This window comes from Hydrogenophaga crassostreae, from assembly GCF_001761385.1.
GTDB lineage: Bacteria > Pseudomonadota > Gammaproteobacteria > Burkholderiales > Burkholderiaceae_C > Hydrogenophaga > Hydrogenophaga crassostreae.
In genome coordinates, this window is sequence record NZ_CP017476.1 from 974247 (window position 1) to 994075 (window position 19829).

Below are 19829 nucleotides of genomic sequence, written 5' to 3' on the forward strand. Positions count from 1 at the left end.
CCCTATTGAAAGCCCATCATGAGAGTTGCCACCGCCAACAGCTACGACAACACCATCAGCCAGCTCACCAAGCGGCAGGCCGAGCTTTCGGCCCTGCAAGGGCAGATTTCGACAGGCAAGCGGGTACAGAAGGCCAGCGATGACCCCGTGGCGGCGGTCTTGTCCGAGGCTGCGCAAAACCGCCTCACGCGGGTGAAGGCCGATCAACGCGCTCTGGAAACCTCCAAAACCAGCATCACCCAGGGTGAGAGCGCATTGGGTCAGGCGGGCGAAATTCTGCAAGACGTCCGCGATTTGCTGGTCAGCGCGGGCAACGGTTCTTATGGGCCCAGTGAATACAAAGATATTGCGTCGCAGATCGAAGGCATGCGTGATCAGTTGCTGGCGGTGGCAAACCAGAAAGACAGCTCGGGCCGCACCTTGTTTGGTGGCTTGGGTGGCGCTGCGGTGCCCTTCGTTGACAGCTTCGGCGCCGGCGGCAATGGCGTCACCTTTCAGGGGCTGCGCGGGCAGGAGGCCACCGGCGACAACAGCTTGCCGCAGTCCTTTGACGGCAACGCGGTCTTCATGCGGGTTCCCCAGGGCAATGGCAGCTTTGTTCTGAACACGGTGGCCGGCAACGCCGGTTCTGTTCGCACCGACACCGGGCAGGTCACCAACCCCTCGGCTCTGACCGGGCAGAACTACAGCATCAGCTTTGCCGACAACGCGGGCACCATGGAATACAGCGTGACCAACACCACCACCGGCCTGCCCGTGGCGGGGCAAACCGGCATGCCTTATGCCCAAGGCACCTCGATCGCCTTCGACGGGCTGTCGTTTGTGGCCAATGGAACGCCGCAAACCGGCGACGCCATCACACTCGACGCTTCCGCCCCGTCGACCGACATATTCAAGGTGTTGCAAGACGCCGTGAACGCGTTGCGCAGTGCCACCTCCACCAACCCGTCCGAGCTGATTCAGAACATCGGCCGCTCCATGGCCGAACTCGATTCAGGGCATGACCGCATCTTGCAGGCGCGCAGCCTGGCGGGTGCCTGGCTGAACCGCGCCGACGACACGGAAGCCCTGCTCTCTGGCCGCGCGATTGCGCATCAGACCGAGCAGTCCAACCTGGAAGATCTCGACATGGTTCAAGGCATTTCCGATTTCCAGAACCAGCAGACAGGCCTGCAGGCTGCGCTGCAGTCCTATGCCCAGGTGCAGCGGCTCTCGCTGTTCCAGTACATCAGCTGATCGACCGAACCAACCACCCTTTGGGCCATTGAATGAGCGACACCATCCTTGACAGCGTGGCGCTGGCATACCAGCCCATCTGGAACCGCGACCGCTGTTTGGCGGCGGTGCGCGTGGGTGTGCTGGCGGTGCAGCCCGACGCCGTCGATGGCGCCCATCTGCTGCAAGCGATCGGGGAGGACTGGCCAGCCGCAGCCCCCTTGCTGAGCCTCTCGTTCAGCTCGACGCAGCTGCGCGACGAGGCCCTGGCCAGCGCGCCGGTGGACAACACCTGGATCGAGGTGCCCTCGGCGCCCTTCATCGCACCCGCGGGCCTGGAACGGTTGACGCTCGCGGTTCGGAGAGGCCACCACTTGTTGCGCCAGGCGCCATTGGCCAGCGTCCGCAATGAACAGATTGCCCCGTTGGGCGTACGCAGCCTGTTGCGCCCCAGCCCCGAAGAGGCATTGGAGGCCATGCGTTGTCACGGCGCAGGCGAGGGCGCAGAAAACACCCCCTTGCTGCCCGGGCAGATATACGAAGGCATTGCTGGCCGAGGGCTGGCCGCGATATGTCTGGACGATGCCGGGGCCTTTGGCCTGGCCGGCTGGCCCGACGACGATGTGTTGCACAGCTGGCGCGGGCGCCAGTTGATCGGCGCCAGGTCGGTGATCGAAGAGTGCCGGCAGGCCATCGAAAGCGACTGCTCGATCGACCAGCTGGAACGGTATGTGCGGCAAGACCCGGTGCTGGTGTACCGGCTGCTCATCTTGGTCAATTCGCCGGCTGTAGGGACCGCGCGCGAAATCGAAACCCTGCGCCACGCCATCATGATGCTCGGTTTTGGCGCCCTCAAACAATGGCTGGGCGAGCAGCTCGCTGGCAGCGAGACCGATATTGAATTGCACCCGGTGCGCTTTGCCCAGGTGATGCGCGCGCGGCTGGCTCAGCACATGCTCGACTCCGGTTCCGAAGAAGAGTTGCGCGCCGAGGTCTACCTCACGGCGCTGTTCGCCCAGCTCGACCAGCTCATGCAACAGCCCCTGGGCCCCCTGCTGCACAAGCTGCCACTGACAGGCCGCTTGCTCGACGCACTGCTGCGCAAAGCAGGGCCTTATGTGTCCCTGCTTGAAGTGGCCCGGGCACAGGGCGACTTTGACCACCTGCACATGCTGCCCGCTGTGTGCCATGCGCACGACATCACACTCGAACACGCCAACCGCTCGCTGCTGCGCATGCTCGCCAGCAGCCGCGACCAGACCCACCCGCCACGCGATCATCCCTGGGCCATGGACCGCGACTGAGTGGAAAAAGCCAAGTTGAGCAGGTGCTGAAGGGGTGTTGAGGAAGCGCTGATTCCGGGCTCTGTCCCGTCTGGCTTGCTACCATCGCCCCACCATGTCCCAAGCCCATCTCTCCATTCCCATGCCGCCGCGTTCGGTGGCCCCGCACCACACCAGCGCCCTCGTGCTGTTCTCGGGCGGGCAAGACTCCACCACCTGCCTCGCCCAGGCCCTGGCGCGTTACCCCCGAGTGGAAACGTTGGGCTTCGATTACGGCCAGCGCCACAGCGTGGAAATGACCGCGCGCCTCAACGTCTTGCGCGAAATCCGCGAGCGCTTTCCCGCCTGGTCACCCCGACTGGGCGAAGACCATGTGCTGGACCTCGCCGTGCTCGGAAAGGTGAGCGAAACTTCGCTCACCCGCGACAAGGCATTTGAAATGGAAGCCAGCGGCCTGCCCAACACCTTTGTGCCCGGCCGCAATCTGCTGTTCCTGACGCTCGCCGCCGCACTGGCCTACCGGCGCGGCATTCAGGTCATCGTCACCGGCGTCTGCGAAACCGACTTCTCCGGCTACCCCGATTGCCGCGACGACACCATGAAAGCGCTGCAAGTGGCGCTCTCGCTCGGCATGGACCACCGCTTTCTCATCGACACGCCGCTCATGTGGATCGATAAAGCCGCCACCTGGCAACTGGCCCACGACGTAGGCGCCGCTTCAGGCGTGGCCGATGGCGGCAAGCAACTGGTTGATTTGATCGTGGAACACACCCACACCTGTTACCTGGGTGACCGAGAACACCGCCATGTTTGGGGCTATGGCTGCGGGGTGTGCCCGGCCTGTGAGTTGCGGGCGCGGGGGTGGGCGGGATTTGTGGCGAGGTGAGGCGATCTGCGCAAAGAATGACCAAGCTTTAACCGACTTCGGATCTGATTCTTAACGGTTGAGCTTGAGTTGCCCGGGGACTGCAGTCGGCCATGTGCGGTCGGTCACTTGAGACTGCTATCTGTTAGCCCAGTATGCAGTTGCAACACGTCGTTCAGTCGCCGCTTTTCCTCGAGTGTTTGGGTGTAGTGCCTCTTTCGGGACCGACCGACGCATGCTCTTGTCATGTGGCACGCGTAACTCAGCCTTTGCTTGGATCGCCCTTTTGCTGAGCCGCTATCCTAGCTGCAGGGAAAGAAATAGCATGACTGCCATATACGACGCCTACAAGCCGCTGCGAAACTACCTGCGGCAATGTACGCTGGAGACTACGCTGGCCGACACGTGGCAGCTGTCCCAACACGTTGCCAATCCTGCTGCCATGCCTGCCCCCGTTGAGGCGGGCAAGCGACCATATTCGCTAGATGGACAACTATTTCCTTGGGATTTGCCAGCAATCACGCGTGAGGTTTTGCTGCACGCACAACCACGCGGTGGCCAAAAGCGACTGAACTCACTAGCTGCTGTCCAGACAGTCGTCAACAGTCTGCGGGCTACTGGCAACGAAGGCAGCAAGCTTCGACTTACCGGGCAGGACGATGTCTTCAATGAACTGCTGCGCATGTCACACCATCAGTTCCCTTGGCAACAAGGGAACATCTATGGGTCGTTGATTCGACACCTCAAGATATTTGGTGCTTCAAGCGTAGCCCCAATACTCGAGAAGCAAACTGGCTTGACGGCGAAGGAGTTCTTCTTCCTTGGCTTTATGCTTGTGTTGCACTTAAAGCGCAGCTTCGACATCAACAGTGCTCAGGACTACAGTGAATTCGGCATCGCGCAGGCTAAGGCGATCGCGTTCTTTTCAAGGTTGTCGATGAGCATTGACGATTTGAGGCCGTTGCTCGCCGCTCAGCCGGTAGATGCGACATGGGACTATGGATGGAATCCGCTTGAAGCAACGCCATTGGTGGCATTAGATCCTGAGCATCCGAATAGGCTGTTCTGCCCCGTTCCTGACCTACTGCTGCGCAGGTTCAGCACAGGCCTGTACTACGATCTGGTCAAGGTTTCTGGCTTTGATAATGCTTTCGGCTCGGCGTTCGAGGCCTACGTTGGCGAGGTGTTGGCAGTGGCTTACCAAGATGGTCCTGCCACGGTCCTCAAGGAGGCCCCATATTCCGTAGGACTGCAGGCCCACCACGGACCCGATTGGATTGTGTGCGACGCTGGAGGAAACCTTGTCGTCGAATGCAAAACGAAGCGTTTGACGCATGCGGCACGTCAGGCCGGCGAAGACGCACTTCGCGCTGAGGTCGACAAGATCGCGGGTGCCGTCGTCCAGAACTACAAGAACATCGGGGAAGCCCAGCAAGGACTGTCGTCATGGAAGCCGAATGCTCATCCAATAATCCCGTTAGTGATTACATTCGAGGATTGGTTCTTTCTCGGGCCGCTCCTGCATGAGCTGCTGGAGCAAAGCGTGCGCAGCCAGTTGCTAGGTGCAGGCCTCAACGACCAGCTGATGGAAGCAATGCCGTACGCAGTGATGTCGTGTCGCGAATTCGAGCTGTGTATTGGAGCCGTGAGGGAGGGTGGCATCGCGAAGTTCTTCCAGGGCAAGCGCAAAGGGGAGTACCTGCAATGGATGTGGCCGGAGTATCTTTACCACGAGTACAAGGGAATGAATCCCATCAATTTCCAGAAGGCGTTTCAAGCTGATTGGCGCAAGGTCATCCCAGAGGCTGCAATTCCGAAGAACTCTGCGGGTGACGTTTCGGGAGCGTGACGAGCGCACCAAAGGTCAGCTGAGCTAGCTCCTTTCCGGCGCCCCGCACTCGATACGCGCCGATGCCCGCGAAGGGTGACGTCGCATGGGCGAACTGCCGAGGCTCATTGCTCGCTGCCCGGAGAACTTGAGCTGTGAATGACTGCTGCCGGGTGTCGAATCCTGTGTTTCTTTTGACCGCAACGGGTCGACAAGCGACAGTCAAAAAAAAGCTGAGTGGTCTTTCGCCGTTTCGCTTGCTAAAGACAGGCCTGTCCTAGATGACCATTCAAATCATCATCGCGATCCCGCCACTTCAAGCACCAGCTTCCCCACATGCGCCTTGGTCTCAAACTGGGTCTGCGCTTCGCGAATCTGATCCAGAGGAAAGACTTTCGACACCAACGGTTGGATGTCGCCGGCTTCGATGCGGCGCACCAGATTGGCGAACACGTTGTCGCCCAACACCGTGCAGCCGAACAGGCTCAGGTCTTTGAGGTAGAGGGTGCGCACATCGAGCTCAACCATAGGGCCGGCAATGGCGCCGGCGGTGGCGTAGCGGCCGAAGGGTTTGAGAACCTCCAGCAGGCTGGGCCATGCGGGGCCTGCGGCCAGATCGATCACCACGGTGACGCTGTTTTTGCCCAGCGCCTTGACCAGGTCGGCGTTGCGGTCCAGCGTCTGGCTGGCACCCAATGCCCGTAAGGCTCCGGCCTTGGCGGGTGAGGTCACAGCGATCACGGTTGCGCCGCGGGCTTTCGCCAGTTGGATCGCGGCCGAGCCCACGCCGCCCGAAGCGCCCGTGACCAGCACCACATCGCTGGCGACCACGTTGGCGCGGGTCAGCATGTTTTCGGCGGTGGAGTAAGAGCAGGGAAAAGAAGCCAGTTCCACGTCGCTCAGCGGGCTGTCGATCGCATGGGCGTGGCGCGCGGCCACCACGGTGTATTGCGCGAAACCACCGTCGCATTCAGAGCCAAAGTACCAGGGCTGCTCCAGCGCCTGGCCGCCCGCTTCCTGCAGGCAGGGTTCGATCAGCACGCGTTTGTGCAGCAGGCTGGCATCCGCCTGCGCGCCCACGGCCACCACGGTGCCACAGACATCCGCACCCTGGATGCGCGGGAAATCAAGGCCTTTGCCGCTCCAGGTGGCGTCGCTGTTGTCGCCTTCGGATTTGGCGTACCAGCCGATGCGGGTGTTGATGTCGGTGTTGTTCACGCCCGCTGCGCTCACCTTGATCAATACATCTCTCGGCCCCGGCATAGGCACAGGGATGTCGTGGCGCAGCGTGAGCATGTCCAAGCCACCGTGGCCGGTGAGTTGCATGCCTTTCATGTGGGTGGGAATTGATTTCATGCGGATTTGGGCAAACCCGACGCCAGCGTATGGACGTACGCCGGTCGCTGCGTTGGCTTGACGTTGAAAAGGTCGATGAAGGGCAGGCAAGGGTATCGCTACCGACAAACCCCGCACCTGCCAAGGGCATGCAATCCCCCCGCTGATTCACCCGCTTGCCCCGCGCCCGCGCACTCTCCTTGCGCTCGCTGTGGCGGTTCACCCGATAGGGCGCTGCATCCCGCGTCGGCTGGGTGAACTTCACCAGTCTTCCATCACGCCCACCACCCGGTCGTGGTGGGCCGAAGGCTGCAGGCGGCCGTCTTCTTCGAACGCCAGAAAGGCTTTGGGGATCGAGCGCCGTTTGGGGATGGTGAGCAGGCGCATCCATTGGCCCAACAAACGCATCTGGTTCACGGTGTTGAGCGATTGCGAGCTGCTGCGAAACTTCGCTGCCACTCTCTGTGGTCAGGCCTTCGGCAAGATTTCCAGCACAGTCTCAGCTGGGCGGCAGATCCTGGCGCCCAGCGCGGTGACCACCACGGGGCGGTTCATCAGAATGGGGTGCTCGGCCATTTTTGCAATCAGTTGCTCATCGGTCCAGTGCGCTTTGCCCAATCCGAGCTCGTCGTAGGGCGTGCCTTTCTGGCGCAGCAGGTCGCGTACGGGCATGCCCAGCTTCTTCAACAGCGCTTGCAGTTCCTCTGCGTCGAGCGGCGTTTTCAGGTACTCCACCACCAGCGGGTCGGCGCCTCTGCTCTGGACCAGTGCGAGCAGGTTGCGCGAGGTGCTGCATTTGGGGTTGTGGTGAAGCGTGAGGGTGGATTTGCCTGACACGGTGGTGGTTCCTTTCTCTCCTGGGCGGTTTTTCAAGACGACTGACCGCGATGGCTGAATCCTGCGGCTTTGCTTGGTGCGTTGCCATTGGCGTGCGAAAACCCTGGCGGGCCTTGCCTCTACACTTGACCCCATGAACTCGACCGCCGCTCCATCCACCATGCAGATCGTCCCCATTCAGCTGGACGACCGCAGCTACAACATCCACATCGGTGGCGGCTTGCTCACCGCACCGGCCAGTTTTGACGGCCTGCCCAAGGCGGCCACGGCGTTGGTGGTGAGCAACTCGGTGGTCGCGCCCTTGTATCTGGACAAACTGCTGGGCGTCTTGCGCCAGCGCCATGCCACGGTGCACACCGTGGTGCTGGCCGACGGCGAATCGACCAAAACCTGGGACTCGCTGAACCAGATTTTTGAAGGCCTGTTGTCCAAGGCCTGCGACCGCAAAACCGTGCTCTACGCGCTGGGCGGCGGCGTGGTGGGTGACATGACCGGTTTTGCCGCTGCTTGTTACATGCGTGGCGTGCCGTTTGTGCAGGTGCCGACCACTTTGCTGGCCCAGGTGGATTCGTCGGTGGGCGGCAAAACCGCCATCAACCACCCGCTGGGCAAAAACATGATCGGCGCGTTTTACCAGCCGCTGCGCGTGATCTGCGATCTCGACACGCTGAAAACCCTGCCTGCGCGCGAGTTGAGCGCTGGTCTTGCCGAAATCATCAAGTACGGTCCCATTGTGGACATGGCCTTTCTCGACTGGGTTGAGGCCAACCTCGATGCCCTGATGGCCTGCGACCCGGAGGCCATGGCCTTTGCCGTGAAACGCAGTTGCGAAATCAAGGCCGATGTGGTCAGCCAGGACGAGCGTGAAGGTGGCCTGCGCGCCATACTGAATTTTGGCCATACCTTTGGCCACGCCATCGAAGCCGGCATGGGCTACGGCGCCTGGCTGCACGGCGAGGGCGTGGGCTGCGGCATGGTGATGGCGGCGATGCTGTCCCAAAAAATGGGGCTGGCGGACCAGGCGTTTGTGGAGCGGTTGACGCGTATCGTCAAGCGCGCAGGCTTGCCCACGGTGGCACCCGTGCTCGATGCGCGTGACAACGCAGGCCGCTACATGGACCTGATGCGCGTCGACAAAAAGGCCGATGCCGGGCAGATCCAGTTCATCCTGGTGGACGGCAAAGGCAAAGCCACCGTGGGCCCGGCGCCCGACGCAATGGTGGCCGAGGTGATCAATGCCTGCTGTGGCTGACATGCCCGTCCCTCACCTGGCGTCTTATGCCTGCCTCGCAGACCAGAGCCGTGGCCGGGCGATACCCGAGGCCGACGCGCCCACGCGCTCGGTCTACCAGCGCGACCGCGACCGCATCGTGCACAGCTCGGCCTTTCGCCGCCTGGTCTACAAAACCCAGGTGTTTCTGAACCACGAAGGCGATCTGTTCCGCACGCGGCTCACCCATTCGCTGGAGGTCGCACAACTCGCGCGCAGCATCGCGCGCACGCTGGGGCTCAACGAAGACCTGGTGGAAGCCATCGCGCTGGCCCACGATCTGGGCCACACCCCCTTTGGCCACGCCGGGCAAGACGCGCTCAACGGTTGCCTGAAGGCGCTGGGCCCGCAAGGCGACGATCCGGCCAAGGCCGTGGTCGTGGGTTTTGAGCACAACCTGCAAAGCCTGCGCGTGGTGGACCGGCTGGAAGAACGCTATCCCAGCTTTGACGGCCTCAACCTCACCTTTGAAACCCGCGAAGGCATCCTCAAGCACTGCTCGCGCGCCGACGCCGAGCGCCTGGCGCTGGTGGATGGCACCGGCGTGGCGCAGCGTTTTCTGGATGGCGGTTCTCCCTCGCTGGAGGCGCAGCTGTGCAACCTCGCCGATGAGATCGCCTACAACGCCCACGACATCGACGACGGCGTGCGCTCCGGTTTGCTGACGCTGGAGCAGATGGCCGAGGTGCCCCTGTTTGAGCGCTTCCGCCAACAGGCCTTGCAAGCCCACCCGCAATTGGCCGGGCGCCGTCTGTTGTTCGAGTCGATTCGCCTGATGCTGAGCCAGCAGGTCTACGACGTGATCGACACCACCCGCGAGCGCATCGCCGCCTCGGGTGTGCAAAGCGTGGATGACGTGCGCCGCAGCAAGCCAATGGTGGCGTTTTCCGACACCATGCGCGCCGAGTCGACCGAGCTCAAGCGCTTTCTGTTTCGCAACCTGTACCGCCACCCGCAAGTCACCGAAACCACCGAACGTGCGGCCGTGGTGGTGAGAGACCTGTTTGCTTTCCTGATGGCGCATCCCGAAGAAATCGGCGAAGAGCGCGCGTCCACCTCGAGCCTGCCCCGCGTGGTGGCCGATTACATTGCCGGTATGACTGATCGCTTCGCCATCCGCGAACACGAACGCCTTTGCGGCACGGTGTTGTTCCCATGAGAACTTTGCCCTTCGAAGATCCAGCCAGCGCGCAATCGAAGCGCGTGGCCTGGGTGGTACTGGCCGTTGGGGTGAGTTCGGCGCTGCACATTGGCAAGCTGCCGGTGGCGATTCCGGTGTTGCGCGAGGCGCTGGGCGTGACGCTCGTTCAGGCGGGGTTTCTGCTGTCCATGGTGCAACTCGCAGGCATGTCGCTGGGCTTGCTGGTGGGGCTGGGTGCCGACCGTTTTGGGCCGCGCCGCGTGATGCAGATCGGCTTGCTGGTCTTGGCCGTGGCCAGTGCGCTGGGTGCCACCGCACAGGAGGTGCAATGGTTGCTGGCATCCCGCGGGCTCGAGGGCGTGGGCTTTTTGCTGTCCGTCTTGCCCGCCCCCGCCTTGCTGCGCCAGCGCGTGGCGCATCCGGCCACGCTTTCCAAGGCGCTCGGTTGGTGGGGCGCCTACATGCCGTTCGGCACGGCCATCGCGTTGCTGGCCGGCACGGCGCTGATCGGCGTGGTCGGCTGGCGCGGCGCCTGGCAGGTGCTGGCGGGTGTGTCGGTTTTGGCGTGGGCCGTGTTGACCTGGTCTGTGCCGCCGCCCCGAGTGAGCCATGCCCATGCCATGCCCGCGCCGCTCGGCCCGCGCCTGCGGCGAACGCTCTCGGCGCCCGGCCCCTGGCTGGTGGCGTTGGGCTTCTTTCTCTATTCGGGCCAGTGGCTGGCGGTGGTCGGCTTCCTGCCGACGGTGTACCAACAAGCTGGCTACAGCGGCGGCTGGGTCGCGGTGCTCACCGCGCTGGCTGCCGCCGTCAACATCATCGGCAACGTCATGGCTGGCCGCCTGTTGGCCAAAGGCGTAGGGCCAGGGCGCCTGATGAGCTTCGCCTATGGCGTGATGGGCATGGGCGCCGTGCTCGCATTTGCCGGTGACGTCCCACCCATGGTTGCCTACCTGGCGGTGTTGTTGTTTTCCGCCGTGGGCGGGCTCATTCCCGGGACCCTGTTTGGTGTGTCGGTGCGCCTCGCGCCCGACGAAGGCACCGTCTCCACCACCGTGGGCTGGATGCAGCAGCTCTCAGCACTGGGGCAGTTCATCGGCCCGCCGGCGGTGGCCTGGCTGGCTTCGGTGGTCGGCAATTGGCACTGGACGGGTCTTGCGACCGGGGCTTGTTCGCTGTTGGGGTTGTGGGTGGCGGCTCGGGTGCAAGGGGCTTGGGTCGGTCTGAAGCCCCGTTGAGGGGTGGGCACAGGCAGCGGGTTTTGGCCGCAGGGCGGGACCGTCTTGGTAGCTGTCCAGCCCTCGCGGCCGACATGGAAGCGGAGATGGGCGGCGCCTACCCATGAAGCAGGTCCATTGGTAACAGCTTCTCAAAAAACGGACCGGTTGATGGCCGCAATTGCAGGCTTCATCACCTCTTCACACCACTGGTGGAAACTGGTGGGTGTAGATGCTGCAGGGGTTCTGGGCTCTTTGTTATCGAGTCCCCGCATCTTTGCGGCATACATGTCGACAACCCCTTGCGCCATGGCCCCGGACATCCCCTGGCCCAATAACTGCGCGCGGAAGCCCTCGAGCGTCGTTTGTTGAAAGGTGACCGTTTTGCCAAGCACTTGAGACAACGTGCGCGCCATGTCTGTGAGAGACAAATCCTCGGGGCCCATCACTGGAACCCCAGCTACACCGCTCCAGGAAGGGTCGAGCAAGAGTTCAGTGGCTTTTGACGCAATGTCTCGGGTCGCACATGTGGGGTACTTCGCATCCCCTGGAAGGGGTGAAAAGAATTTGCCGAGGCTGTTGATGGGGCTCAGTTGCCGCAGCATGTTGTCCATGAACGATGGCATCAGCAATGCGCGGTAGGCTACGCCGCTCTGGGCAATCAAGGCATCCATGGCCAGTGCCGCTGTGGCCAGCCCGGCATTCCCTTCGTGGCCCGAGCCGCGCCCCAGAGCCGAAACACCTACCACCCGCTTGACGCCTTGCACATTGAAGGCTTCGCATGCAGGGCGTGTGAAATCCAGGTAGGCGGATTCTGCATTTGATGCCTTGGGGCTGGGGGGTACAAGCCAGAAAACGCTGTCGATTCCCTCGCAGGCTCGGTGGATGAGCGCGCTGTTGTTGTGTTCTCCCTCCAATACCTGAGCGCGATCTCGGACGTGCATGGGCAAGCGAGTAAGGTCGCGCGCAATGATCCGTATCGGCTGGTTGCTGGCGAGAACCTGTTCGACAACCTGGCTGCCGATGTTGCCAGTGGGTGTGGTGATGAGGATCATGCTGTTCCTGAATGGGGCAAAGAGGCCCTGATACTGGGGGAACATGCCTGTACGATCTATGCTCAAAAGTTCTTGTTTTATTCGCTATCGTATTGATGCATCAAGGCATTTATGGACCCCTTGTCGGACGTTCTGGCGCTTTTAAAACCACGCAGCTCGGTCTCTGCGGGTTTTGATGCGGGCGGTGAGTGGGCGGTTCAGTTCGACCGCCATGTGGGCGTCAAGTGCTACGCCGTGGTGTCTGGTCAATGCTGGTTGCAGGTGGAAGGCATCGTTGAGCCGCTGGCTCTGAAGCCTGGAGATTGCTTTCTATTGCCTGGTGGTCGACCGTTCCGATTGACCAACGACCTGGGCTTGACTCCCATTGACGCGCGCACGCTTTTTCCACCTGCTAACCCGGGAGGTGTGGTCACGCTCAATGGGGGAGGGGATTTTTTTCTGGTGGGAAGCCGTTTCGCCCTTGCGGGCCATCACACGGATTTTTTGCTGGGCTTGCTGCCGCCGGTTGTCCACATCCACCGTAAGCTGGACCGCGCGGCCATGCGTTGGTGCGTCGAGCACATGATGCAAGAGTTGCGCGATGGGCATCCTGGGGGACATTTGATGGCCCAGCACCTTGCACACATGATGTTGGTGCAAGCCCTGCGTTCGCATATGGCGCAAGGCTTGCAGGGTGGTGTTGGGTGGCTCTTTGCGCTGTCAGATCCGAAAATTGGTGTGGCAATCAAAGCGATGCATGCGGAGCCTGCATTGGGCTGGACGTTGCAGGTTCTTGCGGAAAAGGTGGGTATGTCGCGGTCGATATTCGCCCAACGGTTTCGAGAAACGGTCGGCACTTCGCCCATGGCCTACCTGACACACTGGCGCATGCTGCTGGCTGGCGACAAGCTAGCAACCTCAAGCGAGAGCATCTCCACTGTCGCACTTGCTCTGGGCTATGGGTCTGAAAGTGCGTTCAGCACCGCATTCAAACGCGTGATGGGAAGCTCTCCCCGCCAATACAGCCGCAAGGCGCAGTTGGTGCAACCGCGGGTACCAATCGTTGCGGACAGCTGACTGGTGTCAGCATTCAACCAGATATGTACCCAACCCATGGCCCGTCTACCTTGTCCTGGCATTCCCAGCGGCCACCCACCCATTCCCGAAAGCAAACGCATGAACCTTGCAATGATCCAGGCCGCTGCAACCCGCTTGCAGGGCCACGCCCGCCACACGCCGCTGCTGTCCGCGCCTTTGCTGGACCGCATCGCCGGGCGGCGCATCCTGGTCAAGGCGGAATGTTTGCAGTGGACCGGCAGTTTCAAGTTTCGCGGTGGCTGGGCGGCGGTTTCTGCGTTGCCTGTGGGCACGAAAGGCGTGATCGCGTATTCCTCGGGCAACCATGCGCAGGGCGTGGCATTGGCCGCGAGCCGCCATGGCTTGTCCTGTGTGATCCTCATGCCATCGGACGCGCCCAAGGTGAAGATCGCCAACACCCGCGCCTACGGGGCCGAGGTGGTGCTCTACGACCGTGCGGGCGACGACCGGGATGCACTTGGTTCAACCATCGCTGAGGAGCGTGGTCTGGTGCTGATCAAGCCTTTTGACAACGCCGAGGTGATCGCGGGGCAGGGCAGCATAGGGCTTGAAATCGCGCAAGATTTTGAGGACGATGCGCAGGTGCTGACCTGTTGCGGTGGCGGTGGAATGACCGCTGGCGTTGCCTTGGCACTTGAAGGCCGGATGTTGGTGCGCCCTTGCGAACCGGAAGGTTTTGACGACACCGCCCGCAGCCTGATTTCTGGGCAGCGCGAGCGCAATGCGGCGCTGTCGGGCTCCATTTGCGACGCGATCGTCACGCCGTCGCCGGGGGAATTGACCTTTCCGATCCTGCAGCGTCTGTGTGGCACGGGCCTGGTGGTCACCGATGACGAAGTGCAGCGCGCCATGGCGTTGGCTTTTGAGCACCTGCGCATCGTGATTGAACCAGGTGGCGCTGTGGCACTGGCGGCGGCGCTGTTCCGCCCCGAGTTGCCCGACACGGTGATCGCGGTGGCTTCTGGCGGCAATGTCGATTCGGCGCTGTTCGCGCAGGTCTTGTCGCGGTACGGGGCTTGATGCGGATAATTGGGGTCAGATCCCACCCTTTCTGAACCACCATGGCCCGCCTCCCCCGCCTCAGCATCCCTGGTTACCCGCACCACCTGATCCAGCGTGGCAACAACCGCCAAGCCATCTTCCTGAACGACGCCGACCGCGAGCGCATGCTGGCGTTGCTGCTGGAGCATTCCGTCAAAAACCAGGTGGCCATACACGCTTATGTGTTGATGGACAACCATTTCCACCTGCTGGTGACACCCGAAACGGCGACCGGCTTGCCGGCCATGATGCAGGCGGTGGGGCGCAGCTATGTGCGCTACTTCAATGACCGGGCAGGGCGCACGGGCACGCTCTGGGAAGGGCGCTACCGCTCGACCGTGCTTGAGACGGGGCGCTATCTGCTGGCCTGCATGGCCTACATGGATCTCAATCCGGTGCGCGCCGGCATGGTGCATGCACCTTCGGACTTTGTCTGGTCGAGCCATGCGCACCATGTTGGACGGCGGCTGGACAAGCTGGTGACGCCGCATCCCCTGGTCTGGGGCTTGGGCAATACGCCATTTGCGCGGGAAGCCGCTTATGCCGAGCTGGTGCGGGCGGGCGTGGGTGCGGCCGACCAGAAGGCATTGACCGATGCAACCTTGCGCGGCTGGGCGCTGGGTGGGGAGGGGTTTCTGGCCGAACTGCAGCGGCAGACGCCCCGGCGATTGCAGCAGGGATCGCCAGGGCGACCGGTTTCAACCGGGAAGACCCGGCCTCAGTGACGCGGCAGTTTGGCGCAGACCAGGCGAAGTGGTCTTCATGATTGATCTGACCCTAATTAAGAAGGTCGCCAATATCGGTATTTCATAATTGGGGTCAGACCCCTATTGTTCTGCTTGGCATCGATGTTGCAATGCAGTATTCTCCTCACCCGCGACGAATCTTCTCGCCCACGAAACGAATTTGAAGGAAGTGCCATGACCACGGCTGCCGAACTGCAACATCTCCAGGAACACGGTCTTTACGACCCCAGCAACGAGCACGACGCCTGCGGCGTGGGTTTCGTGGCGCACATCAAGGGCGAAAAGAGCCACGCCATCGTTACCCAGGCGCTCAAAATTCTGGAAAACCTCGACCACCGGGGTGCGGTGGGCGCTGACAAGCTGATGGGCGACGGCGCGGGCCTGCTGATTCAGTTGCCCGACGCGCTGTACCGCGAAGAGTTCGCGGCAAAGGGCGTGACGCTGCCGCCCGTGGGTGAATACGGTGTGGGCATGTTGTTTTTGCCAAAGGAACACGCGTCCCGCCTGGCGGTTGAGCAGGCGATGGAGCGTGCGATCGCGGGCGAGGGCCAGGTGCTGCTGGGCTGGCGCGATGTGCCGGTGAACCGCGATATGCCCATGTCGCCGACCGTGCGCAAAAAAGAACCCATCATTCGCCAGGTGTTCATCGGCCGCGGCAACGATGTGATCGTGCAAGACGCGCTGGAGCGCAAGCTGTACGTGATCCGCAAGACCTGCAGCGGCAACATCCAGCGCCTGAAGCTGACGCACAGCAAAGAGTATTACGTGGTCAGCATGAGCAGCCGCACGGTGGTCTACAAGGGCCTGCTGCTGGCCGACCAAGTGGGTACCTACTTCAATGATTTGCAAGACCCACGCTGCGTTTCAGCGTTGGGCCTGGTGCACCAGCGCTTTTCGACGAACACCTTCCCAGAGTGGCCACTGGCCCACCCCTACCGCTATGTGGCGCACAACGGCGAGATCAACACCGTCAAGGGCAACTTCAACTGGATGAAGGCGCGCGAAGGCGTGATGAGCTCGCCAGTGTTGGGCGACGACCTGAAGAAGCTGTACCCGATCAGCTTTGCCAGCCAGTCCGACACCGCCACGTTCGACAACGTGCTCGAGCTCATGACCATGGCGGGCTACCCGCTGGCGCAGGCTGTGATGATGATGATTCCCGAGCCATGGGAAAACCACGCGACGATGGACCCACGCCGCAAGGCCTTTTACGAATACCACGCCGCGATGATGGAGCCGTGGGACGGCCCGGCTTCGATCGTGTTCACCGATGGTCGCCAGATCGGCGCCACGCTGGACCGCAACGGTCTGCGTCCTTCGCGCTACTGCGTGACCGACGACGATTTTGTGATCATGGGTTCGGAGTCGGGCGTGTTGCCTGTGCCCGAGCACAAGATCGTGCGCAAGTGGCGCCTGCAGCCCGGCAAGATGTTCCTGATCGATCTGGAGCAGGGCCGCATGATCGACGACGAGGAACTGAAAGCCAACCTCGCCAACAGCAAGCCTTACAAGCAGTGGATTGAAAACCTGCGCGTCAAGCTCGATGACGTGGAGGGCCCGGCCACGGCCGAGCCGCTGGACAGCGATGTTTCCTTGCTCGACCGCCAGCAGGCGTTTGGCACGACCCAGGAAGACATGAAGTTCCTGCTGGCACCCATGGCCGCCGCCGGCGAAGAGGCGCTGGGTTCCATGGGCAATGACAGCCCGTTGGCCGTGTTGTCCGACAAAAACAAGCCGCTTTACAACTACTTCAAGCAGTTGTTTGCCCAGGTGACCAACCCGCCCATCGACCCGATCCGCGAAGCCATCGTGATGTCGCTGGTGTCGTTCATCGGCCCCAAGCCCAACCTGCTCGACATCAACCAGGTGAACCCCCCGATGCGCCTAGAAGTGAGCCAGCCGGTGCTCGACTTCGCCGACATGGAGAAGCTGCGTTACATCGACACCTTCACCAAAGGCAAGTTCCGCAGCCATGTGCTCGACATCACCTACCCGGTGAGCTGGGGCCGCGAAGGCGTGGAAGCCAAACTGGCTTCCTTGTGCGCCGAAGCGGTGGACGCGATCAAGGGCGGCAAGAACATTCTGATCGTGAGCGACCGCAAGGTCAGCGCCGAACAGGTGGCCATTCCTGCGCTGCTGGCTTTGTCGGCGATTCACCAGCACCTGGTGCGCGAAGGCTTGCGCACCACAGCGGGTCTGGTGGTCGAAACCGGCACGGCGCGCGAAGTGCACCATTTCGCGGTGTTGGCGGGCTACGGCGCGGAAGCCGTCCACCCCTACCTCGCGATGGAAGCCATCGCCAGGATGCACAAGGATCTGCCGGGCGACCTGAGCGCCGAGAAGGCGATCTACAACTACGTGAAGGCCATCGGCAAAGGCTTGTCGAAGATCATGTCCAAGATGGGCGTGTCGACCTACATGTCGTACTGCGGCGCCCAGCTGTTCGAAGCCATTGGCCTCAATACCGACACCATCTCCAAATACTTCACCGGCACCCCCAGCCGTGTGCAGGGCATTGGCGTGTTCCAGATCGCAGAAGAAGCGATCCGCATGCACAAGGCCGCGTTCGGTGACGATCCGGTGCTGGAAACCATGCTCGACGCGGGTGGCGAATACGCCTGGCGCACGCGTGGCGAAGAGCACATGTGGACCCCCGACGCCATCGCCAAGCTGCAGCACAGCTCGCGTTCCAACAACTGGAACACCTACAAGGAATACGCCCAGATCATCAACGACCAGAGCAAGCGCCACATGACGCTGCGTGGCCTGTTCGAGTTCAAGATCGATCCAGCCAAAGCCATCTCTATCGACGAAGTCGAACCCGCCAAAGAGATCGTCAAGCGTTTCGCAACCGGTGCGATGTCTTTGGGCTCGATCTCGACCGAGGCTCATTCGACCCTGGCCGTGGCCATGAACCGCATCGGCGGCAAGAGCAACACGGGCGAAGGCGGTGAAGACGCCAAACGCTACCGCAACGAACTCAAAGGCATCCCGATCAAGCAAGGCCAGACCATGTCTGACTTGCTGGGCAAAGAGGTCTTCGAGGTGGACTACGAGCTGCAAGAAGGTGACTCGATGCGCTCGCGCATCAAGCAGGTGGCTTCGGGCCGCTTCGGTGTCACCGCTGAATACCTCAACAGCGCCGACCAGATCCAGATCAAGATGGCGCAAGGCGCCAAGCCCGGCGAAGGCGGTCAATTGCCTGGCGGCAAGGTGTCAGACTACATCGGCAAGTTGCGCCACAGCGTGCCTGGCGTGGGCCTGATTTCGCCGCCACCGCACCACGACATCTACTCGATCGAAGATCTGGCGCAACTGATTCACGACCTGAAGAACGTCGCGCCTCACAGCTCCATCAGTGTCAAGCTGGTGTCGGAGATCGGCGTGGGCACCATCGCCACCGGCGTTGCCAAGTGCAAGGCCGATCACGTGGTGATCGCTGGCCATGACGGCGGCACGGGCGCATCGCCCTGGTCGTCGATCAAGCACGCCGGTTCGCCCTGGGAAATCGGGCTGGCCGAAACCCAGCAAACGCTGGTGCTGAACCGCTTGCGCAGCCGCATCCGCGTGCAGGCCGACGGTCAGATGAAAACCGGCCGCGACGTGGTGATCGGCGCCTTGCTGGGTGCCGACGAGTTCGGCTTCGCCACCGCACCGCTGGTGGTCGAGGGCTGCATCATGATGCGCAAATGCCACCTGAACACCTGCCCGGTCGGCGTGGCCACGCAAGACCCTGAACTGCGCAAGAAATTCACTGGCAAGCCCGAGCATGTGGTGAACTATTTCTTCTTCCTCGCCGAAGAAGCGCGCCAGATCATGGCCCAGCTGGGCATCCGCACGTTTGACGAACTGATCGGCCGTGCCGACCTGCTCGACATGCGCCAGGGCATTGAACACTGGAAAGCCAAGGGCCTCGATTTCAGCCGCTTGCTGGCTGTACCGAATGTGCCTGCTGATGTGCCTCGCTTGCACACCGAGAGCCAGAACCACGGCCTTGAAAAGGCGCTCGACAATGTGCTGATCGCCAAGTCACGTGCGGCCATCGACAAAGGCGAACGGGTCAAATTCCTGGAGGCTGTGCGCAACGTGAACCGCTCGGTGGGCGCCATGCTCTCCGGCGCGGTGACGAAAGTGCATCCCGAGGGATTGCCTGATGACACCATCCACATCCAGATGGAGGGCACGGGTGGTCAGTCGTTCGGCGCCTTCCTGACCAATGGCATCACGCTCTACCTGATTGGTGACGCCAACGACTACACCGGCAAAGGCCTTTCCGGCGGCCGCGTGGTGGTGCGGCCCAGTATCGATTTCCGCGGCGAATCGGCGCGCAACATCATTGTGGGCAACACGGTCATGTACGGAGCAACCTCGGGCGAGGCTTACTTCAGCGGCGTGGCCGGGGAGCGTTTCGCGGTGCGTCTGTCTGGCGCCACGACGGTGGTCGAAGGCACGGGCGACCACGGGTGCGAGTACATGACGGGCGGCACGGTGGTGGTGCTCGGCAAGACCGGGCGCAACTTCGCCGCAGGCATGAGCGGCGGCGTGGCGTACATCTACGATGAAGACGGCAGCTTCGCCGAGCGCTGCAACATGGCCATGGTCAGCATCGACAAGGTGTTGACCACGGCCGAGCAAACCGCTCAGATGGACCGCGCCATCTGGCACCGCGACCAGACCGACGAAGCGCAGCTGAAGAAGCTGCTCGAAGACCACAACCGCTGGACTGGCAGCAAGCGCGCGCGCGAGTTGCTCGACAACTGGTCGCAGGCCCGCGGGAAGTTCGTCAAGGTGTTCCCGAACGAATACAAGCGGGCACTGGGTGAGATCAACGCGCGCAAGGAAGCCGCAGATGTGACCACCAAGGCGCAGGCGACTGCCAAGAAAAAAACGGCCCCGGCCAAATAAGCCACAGCCAAGAAAAG

General features: G+C 62.1%; 14 protein-coding genes and 1 pseudogene. 11 read left to right on the forward strand and 4 right to left on the reverse strand.

Annotation, left to right across the window (positions count from 1 at the left end):
* Positions 1-18 precede the first annotated feature (18 nt).
* From flgL to LPB072_RS04690, 4 genes are all read left to right on the forward strand, one after another.
* Positions 19-1236, forward strand: coding sequence for a flagellar hook-associated protein FlgL (flgL, locus tag LPB072_RS04675; protein WP_066092251.1), 1218 nt, complete (start codon positions 19-21; stop codon positions 1234-1236).
* A gap of 32 nt (positions 1237-1268) precedes the next feature.
* Entirely contained in the window at positions 1269-2519 is a 1251-nt protein-coding gene (locus LPB072_RS04680; protein ID WP_066092254.1) for an HDOD domain-containing protein, read from the forward strand.
* A 94-nt stretch (positions 2520-2613) separates the two neighbouring features.
* Positions 2614-3384 (forward strand): 7-cyano-7-deazaguanine synthase QueC, encoded by a 771-nt coding sequence (gene queC, locus LPB072_RS04685; RefSeq protein WP_231943424.1) that lies wholly within the window; start codon positions 2614-2616, stop codon positions 3382-3384.
* A gap of 304 nt (positions 3385-3688) precedes the next feature.
* Positions 3689-5212, forward strand: coding sequence for a hypothetical protein (locus tag LPB072_RS04690; RefSeq protein ID WP_066092257.1), 1524 nt, complete (start codon positions 3689-3691; stop codon positions 5210-5212).
* Between the two features lie 276 nt (positions 5213-5488).
* Here LPB072_RS04690 and LPB072_RS04695 read toward each other — a convergent pair whose 3' ends face one another.
* The 3 genes and pseudogenes from LPB072_RS04695 to arsC form a co-directional block, all read right to left on the reverse strand.
* A complete protein-coding gene (locus LPB072_RS04695) occupies positions 5489-6547 on the reverse strand; it encodes an alcohol dehydrogenase family protein (RefSeq protein ID WP_066092260.1) in 1059 nt (352 codons plus the stop codon).
* Between the two features lie 240 nt (positions 6548-6787).
* The gene (locus tag LPB072_RS24235) at positions 6788-6985 is read right to left on the reverse strand and encodes a hypothetical protein (RefSeq protein ID WP_066092263.1); all 198 of its coding nucleotides are present in this window, start codon (positions 6983-6985) and stop codon (positions 6788-6790) included.
* Between the two features lie 15 nt (positions 6986-7000).
* Positions 7001-7363, reverse strand: a pseudogene (arsC, locus tag LPB072_RS04705) (arsenate reductase (glutaredoxin)); the annotation flags it as partial.
* A 133-nt stretch (positions 7364-7496) separates the two neighbouring features.
* Between arsC and aroB the strand changes: the two are divergent.
* The 3 genes from aroB to LPB072_RS04720 are packed head-to-tail and all read left to right on the forward strand — an operon-like array spanning position 7497 to position 11009.
* The gene (gene aroB / locus LPB072_RS04710; RefSeq protein ID WP_066092266.1) at positions 7497-8615 is read left to right on the forward strand and encodes a 3-dehydroquinate synthase; all 1119 of its coding nucleotides are present in this window, start codon (positions 7497-7499) and stop codon (positions 8613-8615) included.
* A gap of 1 nt (position 8616) precedes the next feature.
* Positions 8617-9792, forward strand: coding sequence for a deoxyguanosinetriphosphate triphosphohydrolase (locus tag LPB072_RS04715; RefSeq protein ID WP_066092661.1), 1176 nt, complete (start codon positions 8617-8619; stop codon positions 9790-9792).
* Positions 9789-11009: an MFS transporter gene (locus tag LPB072_RS04720; RefSeq protein WP_066092269.1), complete on the forward strand. Its 1221-nt coding sequence runs from the start codon at positions 9789-9791 to the stop codon at positions 11007-11009. The genes LPB072_RS04715 and LPB072_RS04720 overlap by 4 nt, the downstream gene beginning before the upstream one ends.
* 131 nt (positions 11010-11140) lie before the next feature.
* On the opposite strand, the gene LPB072_RS04725 is transcribed toward LPB072_RS04720, so the two are convergent.
* On the reverse strand, positions 11141-12088 hold the full coding sequence (locus LPB072_RS04725) for an NAD(P)H-binding protein (protein WP_331245834.1): 948 nt from the start codon (positions 12086-12088) through the stop codon (positions 11141-11143).
* A gap of 66 nt (positions 12089-12154) precedes the next feature.
* On the opposite strand from LPB072_RS04725, the gene LPB072_RS04730 reads away from it, so the two are divergent.
* The 4 genes from LPB072_RS04730 to LPB072_RS04745 all read left to right on the forward strand — a co-directional run bounded on the left by LPB072_RS04730 (position 12155) and on the right by LPB072_RS04745 (position 19812).
* Positions 12155-13099, forward strand: a complete 945-nt coding sequence (locus tag LPB072_RS04730; protein WP_066092272.1) for an AraC family transcriptional regulator — start codon at positions 12155-12157, stop codon at positions 13097-13099.
* 99 nt (positions 13100-13198) lie between these two features.
* Positions 13199-14140: a threonine ammonia-lyase gene (locus LPB072_RS04735; protein ID WP_066092668.1), complete on the forward strand. Its 942-nt coding sequence runs from the start codon at positions 13199-13201 to the stop codon at positions 14138-14140.
* Positions 14141-14181: 41 nt separating this feature from the next.
* Positions 14182-14886 carry a transposase gene (locus LPB072_RS04740; RefSeq protein ID WP_066092276.1) on the forward strand — a complete coding sequence of 235 codons (705 nt, stop codon included), beginning with the start codon at positions 14182-14184 and terminating at the stop codon, positions 14884-14886.
* A 195-nt stretch (positions 14887-15081) separates the two neighbouring features.
* Positions 15082-19812, forward strand: coding sequence for a glutamate synthase-related protein (locus tag LPB072_RS04745; protein ID WP_066092279.1), 4731 nt, complete (start codon positions 15082-15084; stop codon positions 19810-19812).
* The last annotated feature ends 17 nt before the right edge of the window (positions 19813-19829 follow it).